This window comes from Lentzea sp. NPDC058436, assembly GCF_042721515.1.
Classification (GTDB): Bacteria; Actinomycetota; Actinomycetes; order Mycobacteriales; family Pseudonocardiaceae; genus Lentzea.
This window is the reverse complement of the sequence record NZ_JBHXLF010000001.1, coordinates 299,932-317,195: the sequence shown is the minus strand read 5'-3', so window position 1 is coordinate 317,195 and position 17,264 is coordinate 299,932. Positions and strand designations below refer to the sequence as shown.

The window sequence follows — 17,264 nt, the reverse complement described above, 5'->3', positions numbered from 1 at the left end:
CCGCGCTACGCGCAGCGCGTCGAGAAGCTCGCCGACAGCAACCCGCAGAGTGCCGCACGGCCCTGCGGGTTCTGGCTCACCAGCGAGTTCACGAACCACCCCGAGGTCGACGGGAAGCCGAACGGCGGGTTGGCGCCGACCTTCCCGTCGAACCCGTACCTCCAGTCCAGGTTGATGAACACCACCGAGTCGATCACGTCGGACAAGTCGTACCCGGTGCCGAGGAAGTCGGTCTGCCGGCCGTCGACCACGCCGTTGGGGATCGGCCCGCGGTAGTTCAGCAGCGTGCCGAGCCGGTCGACGAACGTCCGGTAGTCGGCGTCGGACTGGCGCCCGGAGCCGTCCAGGGAGGCGTTCATGCGCTGCACGCCCACCTCCGACAGCACGATCTTCTTGTTGTGCTGCTTGGACCACCAGAGCATCCGCAGCACGTTGAGGTCGACCGGGTACTCGTGCCGGATCGCGTTGCGGTTGCCGTTGACGATCGCGTCGTAGTAGCCGAGGCAGGTGCGGTTCGCGGTGTTCTGCTCGCCGTTCCAGTACGCCGTGCCGTTCTCCCAGAAGGGCTGGCACAGGTCCTGGTTGAAGATGCTCAGACCGACCTGGTCGACCACGTCGTCACCGGGGTAGAGCTTGTCGAACTCGCCGCGCACCGGGTGGTAGACGTACTTCACGTTCGCGCCGCCCGTGCGGGCGTCGATCAGCTGGACGAGCTTGCGGAACGCGTTGCGGTAGGACGAGCAGTCGCTGCCGTTCACGCAGTGGAACGCGCTGCTGACCTCGTAGTCCAGCCGCAGCAGGAACGTCGAGCCGCGGTGGGCGTTGATGTAGTTCGTCAGCGCCGTGAACTGGTTGTCGTAGCGGCCGTTCGCGATGTCCACAGTGGCCTGCCGGGAGGCCTGCAGCTGGGTGTTCGGGTCACCGTTCCAGGCCGGCGGGTAGTCCTTCCAGCTGATGCCGACCTGGATCTGCTTGCCCCGCGCCGCCAGGAAGTCGGCGTACGCCAGGTGCGAGGACGAACCGGACTGGCCCGCGAAGCCGCCGTCGCGCACGCCGTAGTAGACCGAACCGCCCGCGGGGTCGGCGCCGGTCGCACCGGTCAGGTCCTGCCACGCGGCGGTGTTGCTCTGGCCCACCAGCAGTTTGCGCCCGGACGGGGGCGGTGGTGGCGGGGGCGTGGTGCCGGAACCGTTGACGTACTGGGACTTGCGGATCTCGTCGATCCACCTCGCCTTGACCGTCGGGTCGGCCTGCACGCGCGAGTCGCCCCAGTAGCCGTTGGAGCAGCCGGGCTGCCCGGCCGGGGCGCCGTTGCACTGCCACTGGGTCTGCGAGTCCCAGTTCGTGTTGATGTAGGCGACGGCGCGGATCGTGTCGCGGTTCGCCGTGACGTAGGAGAACAGGTCGTTGAACCAGGTGTCCACGATGGTCTGGCCGCTGACCGGCTGCGGGTTCTTGGAGAAGATGCAGCTTTGCGTCTTGCTGCCGGTCGTGAAGCCCTGCGGCGCGGCCTCGGCGATCATCACCTTCTTGCCGTGGCCCCTGGCGAAGTTCAGGATCCTGTCCTGCAACGCGCGCGGGCTGGTGCTCGGCGCCTTGCACGACCACTGGTAGCGGTTGTAGGTGCTGCCGTAGAACGCGGACATGCCGACCCAGTCGACCACGTCGTCGCCGGGGTACCAGACGTCGAAGTGGTTCGGGGCGGTGACGACGTAGTTCCACTCGGGGTTGCCGGTGTGCTCGTCCAGCGGCCAGGCCGCCGACTGCCAGACCGTCGCGATCCTGTTGGCGCCCAACGCGTTGATGCGGCCCTTGATGTAGCGGAACGCCTGCTTGTAGAAGTCAGCGTTGTAGCAGTTCCACGGCCCGTCGTACTCGTAACCGATGCGCAGGAAGATCTCCCGGTTGTACGACTTGAGCTTGGTGACCATCTCGTCGACCTTGGCGCGGTACTGCGCGACGAGGTTGCCCTGCACCACGTCGGGGTCGTTGCGGCCGATGATGGCGCGCAACGGCTGGTTGCCGCAGCCCGCCGACGCGTCGGACAGGTACAGGCCGACGGCAAGTGACGCGCCGGGGTACTCGTTGAGCGTGCGGGCGAAGTCGACGGTGCCGGAACCCCAGTTGACGGGGCCGTTCATGCCGGCCAGCGGTCCGGGGTTCCCGCCCAGCACCAGGTTCGTGTAGAGCGTGACACCGCCGGGCTGGGGCACGCCGCCGGTGAGCACGTCGCGCTTGTAGTCCGAGAGCGTGTCGCTGTCCTGGCCCACGAACATCCGGATCTTGTCGTTCGCCGGGATGTTCGGGTCGGCGCCGGCGGGCTGGACCAGGCCCAGTGCCAGCGCCGCGGCCACCACGAGGGTGAACAGAGATCGTCGTTGACCCATGTGCGTTCTCCTTCGATTGCAGGGGATCAGAGGGCGTCCAGGACGTCGCAGACCATCCGGCGACCGGTCAGGTCGGTCGCGCAGACACCGAGGAACGCGCCGGTGAAGCCCTCGACGGCGGTGCCGGTGCTCCCGGCGACGGCCGTGCGGGCGGCGTACTCGTCGGACAGCAGGCGGGTGTCGAGCAGGGGTCCGACGGGCTGCCACGAGCCGTCCAGGCGGGCGGCGGCGAACCGCAGCTCGGTGCCGTCGACCGTCGCGCGCATCCGGACGGGACCGTCGTGCGGCCACGGGATCACGGCACCGGCCAGCGGGTCGACGAGCGTGCCGTGGTCGCAGGACAGCACGGTCAGGCAGCGGCCGACGCGCTCGTCGTGCGTGAGCTGGAGCCAGTGCCACAACGCCGAGTCGTAGTAGTGGATGAGCCCGGCCATCTGCTGGAAGTGCACCGGTTCCGCCTCGACGACGACGGCGAGCTCGTCGGTGAACGACCGCTGGCGGCGCGCGAACAGGCTCACGTCGTGCCGGCTCGCGGGTGACTGGTCCGCGCGCAACCGCACCGCGCCCAGGCGTTCGCTGCGCGACAGCCACGACGGGTCGGGTGCGCGGCGCACGGTCTGCCACTGCTCGTCGAACGTCATCGCGGGCTGCTCCGGGTAGTCGTCGGGCACCACCACCGACGTGGCGGGCACTCCCCCGGCGACCCTCGGCCAGCCGTCGACCCACTCGACGCGCTGGATCGCCGTCTCCCTGCCCAGGACGCAGTGGCCCGCCGCGTCCACGGGACGGGCGGCGAGGTGGGCGAGGAACCAGCGGTCCCGCTCGTCGCGGACAAGGCTGCCGTGGCCGGCCTTGCGCAGCTCCAGCCCTTCGTGCCCGGCGCTGGTGAGCATCGGACCGGCCGGGTCGGGCTCGTACGGACCGGTGAGGGCGCGCGAGCGGGCGACCGTGACGGCGTGCTGCCAGCTCGTGCCGCCCTCGGCGACCACGAGGTAGAACCAGCCGTCGTGGTGCAGGAGGTGCGGTCCCTCGGTGAGACCCAGTTCGGTGCCGGTGAAGATGACCTCCGCGTCACCACGGAGCGTCCGGGTGTCCCGGTCGAACTCCTGCAGCAGGATGCCGGAGAACCGCTGCCTGCCCGGCCGGTGGTCCCACTGCATCGACAGCAGCCACGACCGGCCCTCGTGGTGGAACATCGACGGGTCGAAGCCCCTGGCGTGCAGCGGCGCCGGATCCGTCCACGGGCCGTGCGGCGACGTCGCCTGGACGTGGAAGTTGGGCGAGTCGTAGAAGCCGTCGACGTTGTAGCCCAGCATGTTCGTGTAGACAAGGTGGAACACACCGTCCACATACGACAGACCGGGTGCCCAGACTCCGCCGGAGTCCGGCACACCGCGCAGGTCGAGCTGCGCGCGCCGGGTCAGCGGGTGCGGCAACGGCTCCCACGTGACCAGGTCCGTGCTGCGGTGCAACGTCACACCGGGGAACCACTGGAACGTGGAGGTGGCGACGACGAACTCGCCGTTGACGCGGATCATCGACGGGTCGGGGTGGAAGCCCGGCAGCACGGGGTTGTGCGCGAGCCGGACGCCCGTGCGCGTGGCCGTCACGCGACCACGCTCCCCTGGGCCAGGCCCTGCCGCCAATGCCGTTGCAGCAGGAGGAAACACACGACGAGCGGCACCACGGCCAGAAACGCTCCTGTCACGACGAGGTGGAAGATGACCTGGTTGCCGACCTGCGGCTGGGTGTTCCAGTCCTGCAGGCCGAGCGTCAGCGGGAACAGCTCGCGGGAGTTGAGCATCACGAGCGGCAGGAAGAAGTTGTTCCAGATGGCCACGAACTGGAACAGGAAGACGGTGACGAGGATCGGTGACATGATCCGCAGCACCACCGTGCGGAACACGCGCCACTCCGAGGCGCCGTCCATCCGTGCCGCCTCCAGGACCTCGTCGGGCACCGAGGAGATCGCGTACAGGCGGCACAGGTAGACACCCATCGGCGACACGAGGCTGGGCAGCAGCACGGCCCACGGCGTGTTCTGCAGGCCGACCGCGGACATCAGGAAGTACAGCGGCAACGCCAGGGCCGTGACCGGCACCAGCACGGCACCGATGATCACCCACGAGATCGCGCCCGCACCCCGGAACGCGAACTTGGCCAGCGCGTACCCCGCCATCGCGGCCAGCGCGGTCGCCCCCAGCGCTCCCCCGCCCGCGTACAGCAGCGTGTTGACCGTCCAGCGCAGGTAGATGCCGTTCTCGTAGGACAGCGTCTGACCGATGTTGTCGAACAACGCGAACCGCTCCGGCAGCGCGAACCCGAAGGTGCTGAACAGCTCGTCGCGCCCCTTGGTCGCCGAGATCACCAGCCACACCAGCGGAAGCACGAAGTACGCCGACGCGAGGGTGAGCAGGACGTGCGCGGGCAGGGTCTTCAGGTTCCGCATCAGATCACCCCGCGCCGGCGGCCGAGCCGCAGGAAGTACAGGCTGCACAGGAACGTCACCACGGCCAGCGACACGGCGATCGCGCCCGCGTAGCCGGACTGCCCCTCCGCGAACGCCTTCTGGTACGCGTAGACGTTCGGCGTGTAGTAGCTGGTGATCGTCGCCGACAACGGCTTGAGCACGGCCGGTTCGTTGAAGAACTGGAACGCGCCGATCAGCGAGAACAACAGGCTCAACCCGATGGCGGGCAACACCATCGGCAGCTTCACCCTGACCGCGAGCCGCACCTCGCCGCACCCGTCGAGCTTCGCGGCCTCGTGCACGCTCACCGGGATCGCCTGCAGCGCGGCCAGCACGATGATCATGTTGTAGCCGATCCACTCCCACGCGGCGATGTTCGTCATCGACAGCAGCACGGCGTTGCCGTTCAGGAAGTCGGGGCTCGCCCAGTCGAACGCCGCGAACGTGCGCACGATCGGGCTGAACTGCGGCTGGTAGAAGAACCCCCACAGCAGCGTCGCGATCACCGCGGGCACCGCGTAGGGCAGGAACACCAGCAGCCGGAACACCTTCCGCGCCCGCACCAGCGCCGAGTCCAGCAGCAGCGCGAGCACGGTGGCCGCCACCATGATCAGCGGGATGGTCAGCACCGCGTACGCGAGCACGCGCAGCAGCCCCTCGTGGAACTTCGGGTCGCCCAGCACGTCGAGGTAGTTCGCGAGACCGGCGAACGCCTCGGTCGTGGTGCCCAGCAGACCGTCGCGCCGCGGCTGGAAGAGGCTCTGCCACACCGCGACGCCGATCGGGACGAGGAAGAACGCCGTGAAGCAGACCGCGAACGGCAGCAGGAAGAACAGCGGCGCGGAGGTGCGGCGGCGGCGTTTCGGCGGGGAGATCGGCGGCAGGGTCGGCTGGCCTGGCCGCGGCGGGGCGAGGGTGGTCATGGAGATGCCCTTCCAGGCAGGTGCTCGATCAGGAACGGTGGTAGCGGGGCTGGGTGGGGCCCGTCCGGTGGTGCGGCAGGGTCTGTCCGGCTGGCGCCGAGATCGGACCCGACAACACCGAGGCGGAGCCAGCTGATCGGCCACCCGAATGACGTGGGACCCACCCGGCGCCGTGCCCAGGACGCGACGGCGCCGAGCGGGGGTCTGCGGTCAGCCTCCGACGGCGAAGCCCTGCTTGCCCATGTCCTCGACGGTGCGCTTCTGCAACGCGTCGAGCGCCTGGGCCACGGTCTGGCCTCCGCCCGCGACCTTGCCGAACTCGTCGGTGAACGCCGGGAACGCGCTCGTCATCGTCGGTCCCCAGGTGAAGTTCGGGTTGACCTGCTTCGCGGCCTCGCCGAAGACCTCGTAGATCTTCTGGCCGCCGTAGAACTCCTGCGGCTTGGTGAACGACGGGTCCAGCAGCCCGGACATGTCCGCCGGGAAGATCGACGACTTCGTGATCAGCGAGTTCAGCGACTGCTGGTCGGTGTTCAGCCACTCCACGAACTTCGCCGCGCGGTCGGTGTGCTTGCTGCTGCTGGTCACCGAGATCGACGACCCGCCCCAGTTGCCGACCTGCGGGTTGGCGGGGTCCCACTGCGGCATCGGGGCGACGGCCCACTTGCCGGCGCTCGCCGCCATGCCGCCCTTGAGGTACGAGCCCGCCCACACCGGCGCAACCCAGCTCGCGACGGTGCCGGTCGTCAGGTCGGACACCCAGCCGGTGCTGAAGTCGGGCTCAGCCTTGACGAGCTTGCGGCTGATCAGGTCCTGCCACAGGTCCGCGACGCGGCGCGACTCCGGCGCGTTCATCGACACCGTCCACTTGTCACCCTCGGTGCCGAACCAGCGCGCGCCCGCCTGCCAGGCGAGTCCCGCCCACTGGCCCGCCTCGTTGGTGGCGAAGGTGGCGAGGTACTTCGACGGGTCGGCGGCGTGCAGCTTCTCGGCCTGGGCGGTGTACTCGTCCCAGGTCTTCGGCACGGTCAGGCCGTACTGCGTGAAGACGTCAGTGCGGTAGAACATCGCCATCGGCGCGATGTCCTGCGGCACGCCGTAGAGATTGCCCTGCTGGTTGACCTGGTTCCACACCCACTCGGGGAAGCGCTCCCGCAGCCCGCCGCCGACCTTGCCGGTCAGGTCGGCCAGGCAGCCGCACGCGATCATCGACGGCACGAACTGGTACTCGACCAGCGCGACGTCCGGCGCGTTGCCCGCCTTCACCGCGGCCTGGAGCTTGGCGTAGTAGTCCTGGGCGGGGACCTTCTCCGCCTTGATCTTCGTCTCCGGGTTGGCCTCGTTCCAGATCGCGACCTCGGCGCTGTTGTCGAGGAACGTCCAGAACGTCAGCTCCACGGGACCGGTGGACGCGGCGGGGCCGGTGCCGCAGGCGGTGACGGCGAGCAGGGCCGCCACGGCGACGGCGGCGAGGCGAAGTCTGCGTTGGCTCATGCGGCAGGACGCTAGGAACGAGCGTTCGCAACCAACAAGGTTTCGCCTCCGAAAACGGTCCAGCTTTCGGTACCGCTCCGAAAACTCGCTGTTCAGAATGTCGAAAGTCGTTGCTTGACCGGATCGTTAGTGTCGTGGCGTGACTGCGGAACAGGTCGCCAGACCGACTCTGGCGCACATCGCGGAGATCGCCGGGGTCTCCGTCCCGACGGTGTCGAAGGTCCTCAACGGTCATCGTGACGTGGCCGCGAGCACCCGCGAACACGTCGAACGGATCGTGGCGGCGGAGGGCTACCAGCGCCCGCACAAGGCCACGCCCAAACCACGGCGCAGCAGGGCGGCCCTGCTCGACCTGGTGATCAACGAGCTGGACAGCTCCTGGGCCACCGAGATCCTCGCCGGCACCGAGGAGGTGTCCCGCGAACACGGCATGCACCTCGTGCTCACCGCCGTGCACGCCGCGCCGACACCCGGCAAGGGCTGGCTGGAGTCGCTCACCGCCCGCGGCACCCGAGGCGTGATCCTCGTGCTGTCCGACCTGAGCGCTCGCCAGCGCACCGAGCTCAACCGCCTGTCCATCCCGTTCGTCGTGGTCGACGCCCTGGGCAGGCAGGACCCGACGGCACCGTCCGTCGGCGCGACCAACTGGCACGGCGGCTACTCCGCCGTGCAGCACCTGACCTCGTTGGGGCACAGGCGGATCGCGGTCATCGGCGGCCCCGAGCAGATGATGTGCACCAAGGCCCGACTCGCCGGCTACCGCGCCGCGCTGGAGGTGGCCGGACTCCCCCACGACCCGCGCCTGGTCCGCCACGGCGACTTCCGCCACGAGCAGGGCTACCTCCAGACCAAGGCGCTGCTGGCACTGCCCACCCCGCCGACCGCGATCTTCGCGGGCAGCGACCTCCAGGCCCTGGGCGCGTACCAGGCCCTGCACGAACACCACCTGCGCGTGCCGGACGACGTCAGCGTGGTCGGCTTCGACGACCTGCCGTTCGCGCCGTGGACCGCGCCACCGCTGACCACTGTCCGCCAGCCGTTGCGGGACATGGGCGCCCTGGCCACCCGCATGCTGATCTCGTTGATCCGCGGGGAGAAGCTGACCGCTTCCCGGGCAGAGCTCGCGACGAACCTGGTCGTGCGCGGCAGCACGGCCGCCGTCAAGCGTTGAGTTTGGTCAACACTGAAGCAATAGAGCCGACTAGGCGACCAGGTCGCGGGCGGCGTCGCTGAACGCCCTGACCCGTGCGGTAGCACCGTCACCGCGCCAGATCAGGCCCCACTCGACGGGCGGCGCGTCGTGCAGGTGCACGTACGCGACGTCCGGCCGGGCGTAGTACCGGCGCACGTGGGCACCGACCGGAAACACACCGAGTCCGGCCCCCACGAGGGTCAGCGCCTCCTGGAAAGTCGCCGCGGACCGTCCCAAGTGGACCGACGAGGCCGGGACGTGGTCGGTGTGCAGCGACTCGGGCAGGGTGTCCGGCAACCGCACCACGGTGACGGACGCGAGGTCGTCCACGGAGACGGCGCCGTGACGGGCCAGCCGATGCCCGACCGGCACGGCGAGGAACCGGGCCTCGCTCACCAGCACCGGCCCGGACTCGATGCCCGGCGACCGCACGGGGAAAGCGGTCAGCGCGAGGTCCACTTCTCCCGCGCTCAGCCACGGCATCAGTTCCGCCAGCTGGGCTTCGCGGATCTCGATGTCACAGCCGGGATGACGTTCGCGGAACAGCTCGGCGGCGCCGACCAGCAGCTGCCCGGCCGCGGCACCGGTGAAACAGACCCGCACCGCGCCGGTGAACCCGCGACCGGCCTCGATCGCCGCCGTCATCGCGGTGGTGATCGCGGTCCACGCCGGGCACAGCTCGTCGTGCAGCCGGCGGCCCAGCGGCGACAGCTCGACGCGGCGGCTGGTCCGGTCGAACAGCGGGGCGCCGACGCGCCGCTCCAGCTTGCGGATCGTCTGGCTGACCCGCGAAGTCGACACGTGCAGGCGCTGGGCCGTGCGACCGAAGTGCAGCTCCTCGGCGAGGGTCAGGAACGCCTCCAGCTCGTGCCGTTCCAGCACACCGACTCCCCCGCCGATCGTTGATCCCAGCTTCACGATTGTGGCACGGAACGACGTTGTTCCGATTCGTCGCGCACCGGAGGCTGCAGGGAGATCGATCCACAAAGGAGCACCGCATGACCGCAGAGGAACCGCGCGACCACCTGGAGGTCGTGGACGCGCTGTACCGCTTCGCACTCGGCCAGGACCTCAAGGACCGGAAGCTGTTCGCGTCGGCGTTCACCGCGGACGCCGAGCTGGACTTCCGCCCCACCGCGGTGAAGTGGGGCGCCGAACCGCCGCTGATGTCCGGCAGGGACACCATCGTCGGCACGATCCTCGCCCTGTTCACCGGCCGGGTCGACACCACGCACCAGGTCACCAACCCGCGGGTCGTGGTCGACGGCGACACCGCGCGCCTCACCGCGCTGGTCGAGGCGCAGCACCTGCTGACCGCGGACCACTCCGTGTTCGCGTTGCTGAAGAACCGCTACGAGGTCAGCCTGACGCGGGACGGCAGGCGGTGGCTGATCCACCGCCTGCGGATCGAGAACGCCTGGCTCACCGGCGACCCGGTCGCGATCTTCGCGGGCCAGGAGCGGCCGGCCACCGCCCGCTAACGCAGCTGGTCGTCGCTGTAGTACCCGGACTCCACGAGGATCTTGTGGTAGTTGGACTTGTCGACGCTCACTGGGTTCAGCAGGAAGGCCGGAACGATCTTCACACCGTTCTCGTAGTCGTTGAGGTTGTTGAGCTGCGGCGGCGTCCGGCCCTTCAGCACGGCCTCCGCCATGGACGCCGTGGCCGTCGCCAGCTCGCGGGTGTCCTTGTAGATCGTCGAGTACTGCTCGCCCGCGATGATGGACTTCACGGAACCCAGCTCGGCGTCCTGGCCGGTCACGATCGGGAAGCCCTGGCCGGGGGCGTAGCCGTTGTTCTTCAGCGCGGTGAGGATTCCGAGCGAGATGCCGTCGTAGGGCGACAGCACGCCGTTGACCTTGTTGCGCTGCTTGTAGGCCGTGGTGACGATCTCCTCCATCCGCTTGCGGGCGGTCTCGCCGTCCCACCGCAGCGTCGTCACGGCCTGGAACTCCGTCTGGCCGCTGCGCACCACCAGCTTGCCCTCGTCGATCAACGGCTTGAGCACGGACATGGCTCCGTTGAAGAAGAACACCGAGTTGTTGTCGTCTGCGGAGCCGGCGAACAGCTCGACGTTGAACGGCCCCGCCGCGGGGCCGGGGCTGCCGTCGCCGTTGCGCAGGCCCAGCCCGGTCAGCAGCGACTCGGCCTGGTAGATGCCGACGCGGAAGTTCTCGAACGTCGCGTAGTAGTCGACGTACGGGCTGCCCCGCAGAAGCCGGTCGTAGGCGATCACCGGGATGCCGGCCTCCGAGGCCATCTGCAACGGCTTGGTCAGTGCCGCGCCGTCCACCGAGGCGATGATCAGCAGCTTCGCGCCGGCGGCGATCTGGCTCTCGACCTGCTTCACCTGGTTCGGCACGTCGTTCTGCGCGTACTGCAGGTCGACCCGGTGTCCCCGGGATTCGAGGTCGCGCTTGATGTTCTCGCCGTCGCTGATCCACCGCTGCGACGTCGTCGTCGGCATGGTGACGCCTACGAGAGCGCTCTCAGGTGGCTTGTTCTGCTGCCCCGCCGCAGGCCCGCCGCACGCCGCCACCAGCAGCACGATCAAGGGCACCACGAATTTGGACGATCGCATCCCGGCTCCTCGCGCGGATCAACATCGTTGTTGACGGTCGCCACGGTTTTCGAGGCAGGCCGAAGGCACGGTCGTCGTGTGACCCGTGCCACAAGCGGGTGTGGACGTTAACAACTCAAGGTGAGCGGATCAAGCGAACAGACCAGCACATCCATCAAAAGCACCAATAGGTCCTGGAGGTGTAGCGGCGCCGGGCAACTCGGCGATCTCACGGTGGATGACGATCGGGGGGGTGAGTGCGCTTGCCAGACCGGAAGCGGTCGCGGCGCGGTCTGGTGTCCGTCGCGGTGGGAATCGTCCTCGGTGTCGTGAGCATGGCGTTGCCGTCGTTCGACTCGCTGTGGTCGTTCCTGGGTGTGGCGCGCGATCTCCGCACCGGGCACAGCACCGCGCTCGCGATCCTGTTCCTGTGCCTGGGTTTCCTCGTCGCCCTCTACTTCCAGCAGGAGGAGTTCAAGGCCGAGTTGGAACGTTCGCTACGGAACGAGTCGGCACGGCTGGAGGCGGGACTGCCCGCGTTCGGGCTGCTCACGCGGCAGACCGGCGACGAGGCCATGGCGACTCTCACCGCTCTCGTCGCCACGGCGCGGACGGTGGCGAACACCAGGATCTCGCCGCCCAAGGTGGAGGTCGCCGCCCGTCACGGCGCCGGCTCCGCGTGGGACGTGGCACTGCGCGAGGCGCTCGCGAGAGGACTGACCTACCGCGAGGTGGTCAGCCCGAACCACTCCGACCTAGCCCGTGCCAGGAAGGCCGCGATCGCCGGATCCACCGGTGTCTACGAGGCGGTGACGGTCCGCAACCTCCCGTCACCGTTCCTGAACTTCATCGTCGTCGAGCAGCGCGACGGCACCAAGGAGGTCTGGTTCGGCTGGCTGGCCTCCCTGACGTCGGGCTTCGACGGAACGGTCGTCCGCACCGGCGAGACCCACCTGGTGAGCCTCTTCGAACGGTGGCACACCGAACTGCTGGGCGCGGGCACCCCGGTCCGCTGACACGGTTCAGGCGGTCCACCCAGGCACTCGCGGTTCTCGCGAGACGGGCGAGGAAGAGCGCTCCCACGCCTGCCCGAGCAGGTCCGCCACGGTCTCCGCCTGCCCGGCGCGCAACGTGAACGGCACCCGGAGCCACCGGTCGGCCGTGCCGTCGACCGCGAAGCGCGGCCCCGCGGTGATCCGGAGGCCGAGGTCGAGCGCCGACGCCGCCAGCCGGGTCGCGCTCGGCCGGGGCAGCTCGATCCACAACGCCATGCCCGCGCGCGGCGAAGTCCAGCGCCAGTCCGGAAAACGGACGCGCAGGGCGTCTTCGAGCGCGGCACGCGAGCGACGTAGTAGGTCGCGCCGGTCCGCCAGGATCGCGGACGCGTCGTCGAGCAGCCGCACGGCGACCAGCTGGTCCAGCACGGGGCTGCCGAGGTCGACGGACGCGCGTTCGTGCGCGAGCCGGTTCAGCAGCGCCGGATCCGCGCGGATCCACCCGATCCGCAGGCCCGCCCAGAACGCCTTGTTCATCGACCCGAGCGTGACGACGTCGTGCCGCAGCACCGCGGCCGGCGGCGCGACGGGCCCGTCCAGCACCAGGTCGGCGAACGTCTCGTCGACCGCGACGACCGCGTCCCCGAGCTCGGCGAGGATCCTCCGGCGGGCGTCCTCCCCGGCGACCAGCCCGGTGGGGTTCTGGCCGTCCGGCGTCAGGTGGGCGGCGGACATGCCGGCGGGAGCACTGTCCCACCCGGACGCCGTGACCGGCAGCGGCACGGGACGGACGTGGTGGGCGCGCAGAGCGTCGAGCACGGCGGGATAGGTGGGCTGCTCGACCAGAACCGGACGTCCGGGACCGCAGACGGCGCGGACCACGAGGTTCCAGCCCTGCAGGGCACCGCTGGTCACGAGCACCTGGCCGGCCTCGGTCGGCAGGCCTCGACCGGTGAGGTGTCTCGCCACCGCGGCGCGCAGCGAGGGCAGCCCGAACGGGTGCAGGCCGTGGCCGGCCAGCTGCGCCGAGAGGTCGGACGCTGCCGCCGTCACCGCGCCGGGCAGCTGGGAGGGAGCGGGCAGCGCGGCCACCGTCAGGTCGAGGACGTCGGCGGGCTCCCCCGGACGGGCGTCCGGCCGCTGGACGCCGGAGGACGGGATGGTGATCAGGCTGCCCGCGCCGTGCGCGCTGCGCAGGTATCCCTCGGCACGCAACACGTCGTAGGCGGCGCTCACCGTCGTCCGGCTCATCCCCAGCGTCGCGGCGAGGGAGCGCTCGGACGGCAGCCGCGTGCCGCTGGCCAGCCGGCCGTCCAGCACGAGACCGCGCACTCCCAGTGACAGTGCGACGTAGGCGGCGCCGCCGTCGGACAGCCACGGTTCGAGCAACGTCGCGAGCCGGTCGGGACCCATGATGCCAACACCTCCGACTTGGCCGTGTCGTCACCAGGCCAAGTCCCTCCATGATGCGGTCCGGCCCAGCACAGGAGGAACCCGTCTTGAGCACCGACCGAGCAGCGTCCCCGCCCCTCCCCGGACGCGACGACGTCCTCGACCTCACCCGCGAGCTCCTGCGGATCGACACGGTCAACCCGCCCGGCAACGAACGGGAGGCCGCGGAGGCCGCCCTGGCGTACGCCCGCGCCCGCGGGCTGAGCGGCGACCTGCAGCCGTTGGGCGACGGCCGCGCGAACCTGCACCTCGTCCTGCGAGGCAAGGGAGAGCGGGCGCCGCTGATGTACTGCGGGCACCTCGACACGGTCCCGCTGGGCACCGCCCGGTGGACGCGCCCGCCGCACGCGGCCGAGGTGGACGAGGACGGCGTGCTGTGGGGACGCGGTGCCGTGGACATGAAGGGCGGCCTCGCCGCGATGCTCGTCGGCATCGCCACTCTCGCGCGCACCGGCACACAACCGTTGGGGGACGTGCACTTCCTCGCCACCGCCGGGGAGGAGGTCGACTGCGCGGGCGCCCGTGCCGCCGGGCAACGCGGTGTGCTGGAGGGCGTCGGCGGTCTGGTGATCGCGGAACCGACGGACCTGGACCTCGTGGTCGCGCACAAGGGCGCGCTGTTCCTGGAGTTCGTGACCGTCGGCCGGGCGGCTCACGGCTCCATGCCCGAGCAGGGCGTCAACGCCATCACGCACATGACGACCCTGCTGGAACGGCTGACCGCGCTCGACCTCGGCTCCGTGACCGATCCGCTGCTGGGCGCGCCGACGACGAGCGTCGGCACCATCCAGGGCGGTTCGGTCGTCAACATCGTGCCGGACCGGTGCACCGCGCAGGTTGACCTCCGCAGCGTGCCGGGCCTCGACCACGCCGTGGTGCTGAAGAGGATCGAGGCGGTGCTCGACGAGCTGAAGCTCACCCTCCCCGGCTTCGACGCGCGGATGACGGTCACCGGCGACTACGCGGCCGTCGGCACGGACAGCGCCGATCCGCTGGTGCGGACCGCCCGGGACGTCCTCGGAGGGGTCCTCGGGCGGCCACCGAAGATCGCCGGGGTCAGCTACTTCTCCGACGGTTCGGTTCTCCAGCCCGGCACCGGCCTGCCGACCGTCCTGTGCGGCCCCGGCGACCCGAACCTGGCCCACCAGACCGACGAGCGCGTCCACGTCGAGGCTCTGGAACGCGCCGCCGAGTTCTTCACCCTGCTGCCGCTGTCCGGCTGACGGAACCCCAGAAACCGGTCAGCACCTGCGCCGCGCGCTTCGGGTCGTCGAGCATCCACCAGTGGCCCTGCCCGGTCAGCTCGACGGCCCGAGCGCCGGCCCGCTCCGCCGCGCGACGGCGGAGTGCGGCGTCACCGACGGTGTGGTCCTCGGTCGCGATCGGCACGAGACCGGGTTTCGCCGCCGCGGCGGGCAGGTCGCGGCCGCGTTCCAGCAACACCTCCGGAGGCACTGACCGGTACAGCGCGAGGATCGCCTCGCCCATCCGCGGTCCCTGCTCCAGCGCGACCTCGGCGGCCGTCGGCCGGGGAAGTCCCCACTCGACCATGCGCGCGGTCCGCTCGCCGGCGTCACCGGAGAAGAGCTCCTCGACGTGACGCTCGCCGTCGCCCGGCGACTGCCAGAGCGTCGCGAGCTCGTGCCACGTGAAGTCCGGCTCGTACCCGGCGACGGTGTCGCTCACCCAGCTGCGGATCAGGTCGGGACGGGTCATCGCCACCTCCAGCACGAACCCGCCGGCCAGGGAGTGGCCGACGAGGTCCACGGGCGAGTCCATTCGCGACAGTTCGGCGACCAGCCAGTCGCGGTACTCGTCGAACGTGGCGCCGAAGCCCTCCGGCAGCGGCGAACCGAAGCCGGGAGGCGCGAGCAGCACGACCTCCCGCCGCAGGTCCGCTGGCAGTTCGGTGATCAGGGGCGTCCACACGGCGGGGGTGACCGGAACGCCGTTGACGAGAACGATGGTCATGTCCCCAGGACATCAGCCGGCTGGCGCGGACGTCCAAGACCCGTTGCGCACGAGGTCATGCGGCGATCGCATGACTCAGTACGCTGAGACCATGCCCGCGGACCTGGATCTGCGACTGGTCCGGTACTTCACGGTGGTCGCCGAGCACCTGAACTTCGCGCGCGCCGCCGAGGAGCTCCGGGTCGCCCAGCCCTCGCTGAGCCGCCAGATCCAACGCCTGGAGAACGCGCTCGGCGTGCGTCTGCTGGAACGCACCCCCCGAGGGAGCCGGCTGACCGCGGCGGGATCGGCGTTCCTCCCCCAGGCGCTGCGGCTGCTGCACGGCGCCCAGGAGGCGGTGCTCACCGCCCGCGCGGCCGCCCCGGCCAGCACGATCACCATCGGTTACGCCGACGACCTCGTCGTGACACCGGCCGTCCGCGACCTGCGCCACCGGTACCCGCGGGCGCACGTCCGCACCCGGCACCTCAGCTCGCGCGACGCCGGCACCCTGCGCGACGGGCAGGTCGACGCCCTGGTCATCCGCGCACCGCTGCCGATCCCCGCCGACGACCTCACCGTCACGTCCCTCTACGCCGAGTCCCTGGCCGTGCTCGTGTCGGCCGCGCACCGGTTCGCGGACCGGAAGTCGGTGTCCACGAACGACGTCCTGGCGGAACCCCTCGTCGGCTGCACCGGCATGGGCGAGGAGTGGACCCGCTTCTGGCGGCTCGAACCGCGCCGCGGCGGTCCCGCCCCGCTCGGCCCGACCCTCGCCGACACCTTCGACGACAAGCTGGAGGCGATCGCCGACGGGAGCGCTCTCGCCGTCGTCCCGGCGAACGACCACCGCTTCACGTTGCGCCCCGGCCTGGTCGCCGTCCCGGTCGAGGACGGCGAGCCCACCCAGGTCGTCGTCGCGACCCGCGCGGCGGACGACGACCCGCTCGTCGCCGAGTTCGTCAGGTCGGCGCGAAGCCTGCTCGTACCCGGCGGCTCATCCCCGTGAGCGGAGCAGGTCGAACAGCTCCTGGCGCAGCTCCACCGGCAGCGTCCGGCCGAGCTCCGGCCCGTCCCTGCGGACCAGCCGCAGGTCGTCGTTGTACCGGGCGGCCTGTTCGGCCAGCAGGCCGAGGCTGAACGCCGCCTCCTCGCGATGGTCCGCGTCCGGCCAGGTCGCGACGGCGGTGAGAACGGCGTCGACACGGCGTGAGACGTCGTCCAGCAGGGCGTACGACGGGGCGCCGGGCAGCCGCTGCGCGCGGAGGTCGACGTGGTTGAACGCCACCCACTCCAGGGTGGCGCCGGTGAAGTCGTTGCCGGTGAACTCGTTGCGGTCCCGGCCGAGGGCGGCCTCGTGCTCGCCGGGCCTGCCCCAGAAGTTGACGCGGGAGATCGGGCCGCGGAACACGCAGTCGACGAACTCGGCCTCCTGCGTGAACACCACGTCGCGCAACCGGGCGCCGTCGAAGAGACAGCGCTCGAACCGGGCGTTGCCGAAGTAGGTGTGCCGGGCGAACCTCGTGCGGCGGAACACGCAGTCCCGGTACGTGGTGCGCGGCCAGTTCCGTCGGTCCCAAGGGGTTTCGGTGAGTCCTGTGGTGGCGCCGAGGGACACATCGTCGAACACCGTGCCCGTGAAGTCGCATTCGGACAGTGCCGAGTCGTGCGCGGTGAAGCGGGCGAACCTCATCGCGGAGAAGTCGACCCGCTGCACCACCGCGCCGTCCAGGCTGACGCCGGGTTCTCCGGCGAGCTGGGGGAACCGCACGTCCGCCAGATCGCCGGAGACCGTCGAATACGCTGTGCCGTAGAGCTTTCCGTGCCCGACACCCATGCAC

Annotated in this window: 15 protein-coding genes; 5 read left to right on the top strand and 10 right to left on the bottom strand. The window is 70.3% G+C overall.

Translation table 11 applies throughout. From position 1 onward, the window contains the following. Nucleotides 1–5: 5 nt before the first annotated feature. The 5 genes from ACFWN2_RS01370 to ACFWN2_RS01350 all read right to left on the bottom strand — a co-directional run bounded on the left by ACFWN2_RS01370 (nucleotide 6) and on the right by ACFWN2_RS01350 (nucleotide 7,274). Entirely contained in the window at nucleotides 6–2,387 is a 2,382-nt protein-coding gene (locus tag ACFWN2_RS01370; protein WP_382424111.1) for a hypothetical protein, read from the bottom strand. Nucleotides 2,388–2,413: 26 nt separating this feature from the next. Continuing rightward, entirely contained in the window at nucleotides 2,414–3,997 is a 1,584-nt protein-coding gene (locus tag ACFWN2_RS01365) for a glycoside hydrolase family 43 protein (RefSeq protein ID WP_382424110.1), read from the bottom strand. After that, on the bottom strand, nucleotides 3,994–4,836 hold the full coding sequence (locus tag ACFWN2_RS01360; protein ID WP_382424109.1) for a carbohydrate ABC transporter permease: 843 nt from the start codon (nucleotides 4,834–4,836) through the stop codon (nucleotides 3,994–3,996). Before ACFWN2_RS01360 ends, ACFWN2_RS01365 begins: the two co-directional genes overlap by 4 nt. Next, a complete protein-coding gene (locus ACFWN2_RS01355) occupies nucleotides 4,836–5,780 on the bottom strand; it encodes a carbohydrate ABC transporter permease (RefSeq protein WP_382424108.1) in 945 nt (314 codons plus the stop codon). Before ACFWN2_RS01355 ends, ACFWN2_RS01360 begins: the two co-directional genes overlap by 1 nt. Nucleotides 5,781–5,990: 210 nt before the next feature. Further along, the gene (locus ACFWN2_RS01350; RefSeq protein WP_382424107.1) at nucleotides 5,991–7,274 is read right to left on the bottom strand and encodes an ABC transporter substrate-binding protein; all 1,284 of its coding nucleotides are present in this window, start codon (nucleotides 7,272–7,274) and stop codon (nucleotides 5,991–5,993) included. A 139-nt stretch (nucleotides 7,275–7,413) separates the two neighbouring features. On the opposite strand from ACFWN2_RS01350, the gene ACFWN2_RS01345 reads away from it, so the two are divergent. Continuing rightward, the gene (locus ACFWN2_RS01345) at nucleotides 7,414–8,445 is read left to right on the top strand and encodes a LacI family DNA-binding transcriptional regulator (RefSeq protein WP_382424106.1); all 1,032 of its coding nucleotides are present in this window, start codon (nucleotides 7,414–7,416) and stop codon (nucleotides 8,443–8,445) included. Nucleotides 8,446–8,475: 30 nt separating this feature from the next. On the opposite strand, the gene ACFWN2_RS01340 is transcribed toward ACFWN2_RS01345, so the two are convergent. Then, nucleotides 8,476–9,384, bottom strand: a complete 909-nt coding sequence (locus tag ACFWN2_RS01340) for a LysR family transcriptional regulator (protein WP_382424105.1) — start codon at nucleotides 9,382–9,384, stop codon at nucleotides 8,476–8,478. Nucleotides 9,385–9,464: 80 nt separating this feature from the next. Here ACFWN2_RS01340 and ACFWN2_RS01335 point away from each other — a divergent pair, with 80 nt between their 5' ends. Beyond that, the gene (locus ACFWN2_RS01335) at nucleotides 9,465–9,947 is read left to right on the top strand and encodes a nuclear transport factor 2 family protein (protein ID WP_382424104.1); all 483 of its coding nucleotides are present in this window, start codon (nucleotides 9,465–9,467) and stop codon (nucleotides 9,945–9,947) included. On the opposite strand, the gene chvE is transcribed toward ACFWN2_RS01335, so the two are convergent. Beyond that, on the bottom strand, nucleotides 9,944–11,047 hold the full coding sequence (gene chvE, locus ACFWN2_RS01330) for a multiple monosaccharide ABC transporter substrate-binding protein (RefSeq protein WP_382424103.1): 1,104 nt from the start codon (nucleotides 11,045–11,047) through the stop codon (nucleotides 9,944–9,946). The two genes, ACFWN2_RS01335 and chvE, sit on opposite strands and share 4 nt — an antisense overlap. A 242-nt stretch (nucleotides 11,048–11,289) precedes the next feature. On the opposite strand from chvE, the gene ACFWN2_RS01325 reads away from it, so the two are divergent. After that, nucleotides 11,290–12,042, top strand: a complete 753-nt coding sequence (locus tag ACFWN2_RS01325) for a hypothetical protein (protein WP_382424102.1) — start codon at nucleotides 11,290–11,292, stop codon at nucleotides 12,040–12,042. Between the two features lie 6 nt (nucleotides 12,043–12,048). Here ACFWN2_RS01325 and ACFWN2_RS01320 read toward each other — a convergent pair whose 3' ends face one another. Then, the gene (locus ACFWN2_RS01320; protein ID WP_382424101.1) at nucleotides 12,049–13,434 is read right to left on the bottom strand and encodes a PLP-dependent aminotransferase family protein; all 1,386 of its coding nucleotides are present in this window, start codon (nucleotides 13,432–13,434) and stop codon (nucleotides 12,049–12,051) included. A gap of 86 nt (nucleotides 13,435–13,520) precedes the next feature. Between ACFWN2_RS01320 and ACFWN2_RS01315 the strand changes: the two genes are divergently transcribed. Further along, nucleotides 13,521–14,696, top strand: a complete 1,176-nt coding sequence (locus ACFWN2_RS01315) for a M20 family metallopeptidase (protein WP_382424100.1) — start codon at nucleotides 13,521–13,523, stop codon at nucleotides 14,694–14,696. On the opposite strand, the gene ACFWN2_RS01310 is transcribed toward ACFWN2_RS01315, so the two are convergent. Beyond that, nucleotides 14,671–15,444: an alpha/beta fold hydrolase gene (locus tag ACFWN2_RS01310; RefSeq protein WP_382424099.1), complete on the bottom strand. Its 774-nt coding sequence runs from the start codon at nucleotides 15,442–15,444 to the stop codon at nucleotides 14,671–14,673. The two genes, ACFWN2_RS01315 and ACFWN2_RS01310, sit on opposite strands and share 26 nt — an antisense overlap. 91 nt (nucleotides 15,445–15,535) lie before the next feature. Here ACFWN2_RS01310 and ACFWN2_RS01305 point away from each other — a divergent pair, with 91 nt between their 5' ends. After that, a complete protein-coding gene (locus ACFWN2_RS01305; protein ID WP_382424098.1) occupies nucleotides 15,536–16,432 on the top strand; it encodes a LysR family transcriptional regulator in 897 nt (298 codons plus the stop codon). On the opposite strand, the gene ACFWN2_RS01300 is transcribed toward ACFWN2_RS01305, so the two are convergent. Next, complete coding sequence (locus ACFWN2_RS01300) at nucleotides 16,421–17,260, bottom strand: pentapeptide repeat-containing protein (protein WP_382424097.1); 840 nt, start codon at nucleotides 17,258–17,260, stop codon at nucleotides 16,421–16,423. The genes ACFWN2_RS01305 and ACFWN2_RS01300 overlap by 12 nt on opposite strands. Nucleotides 17,261–17,264: the final 4 nt, after the last annotated feature.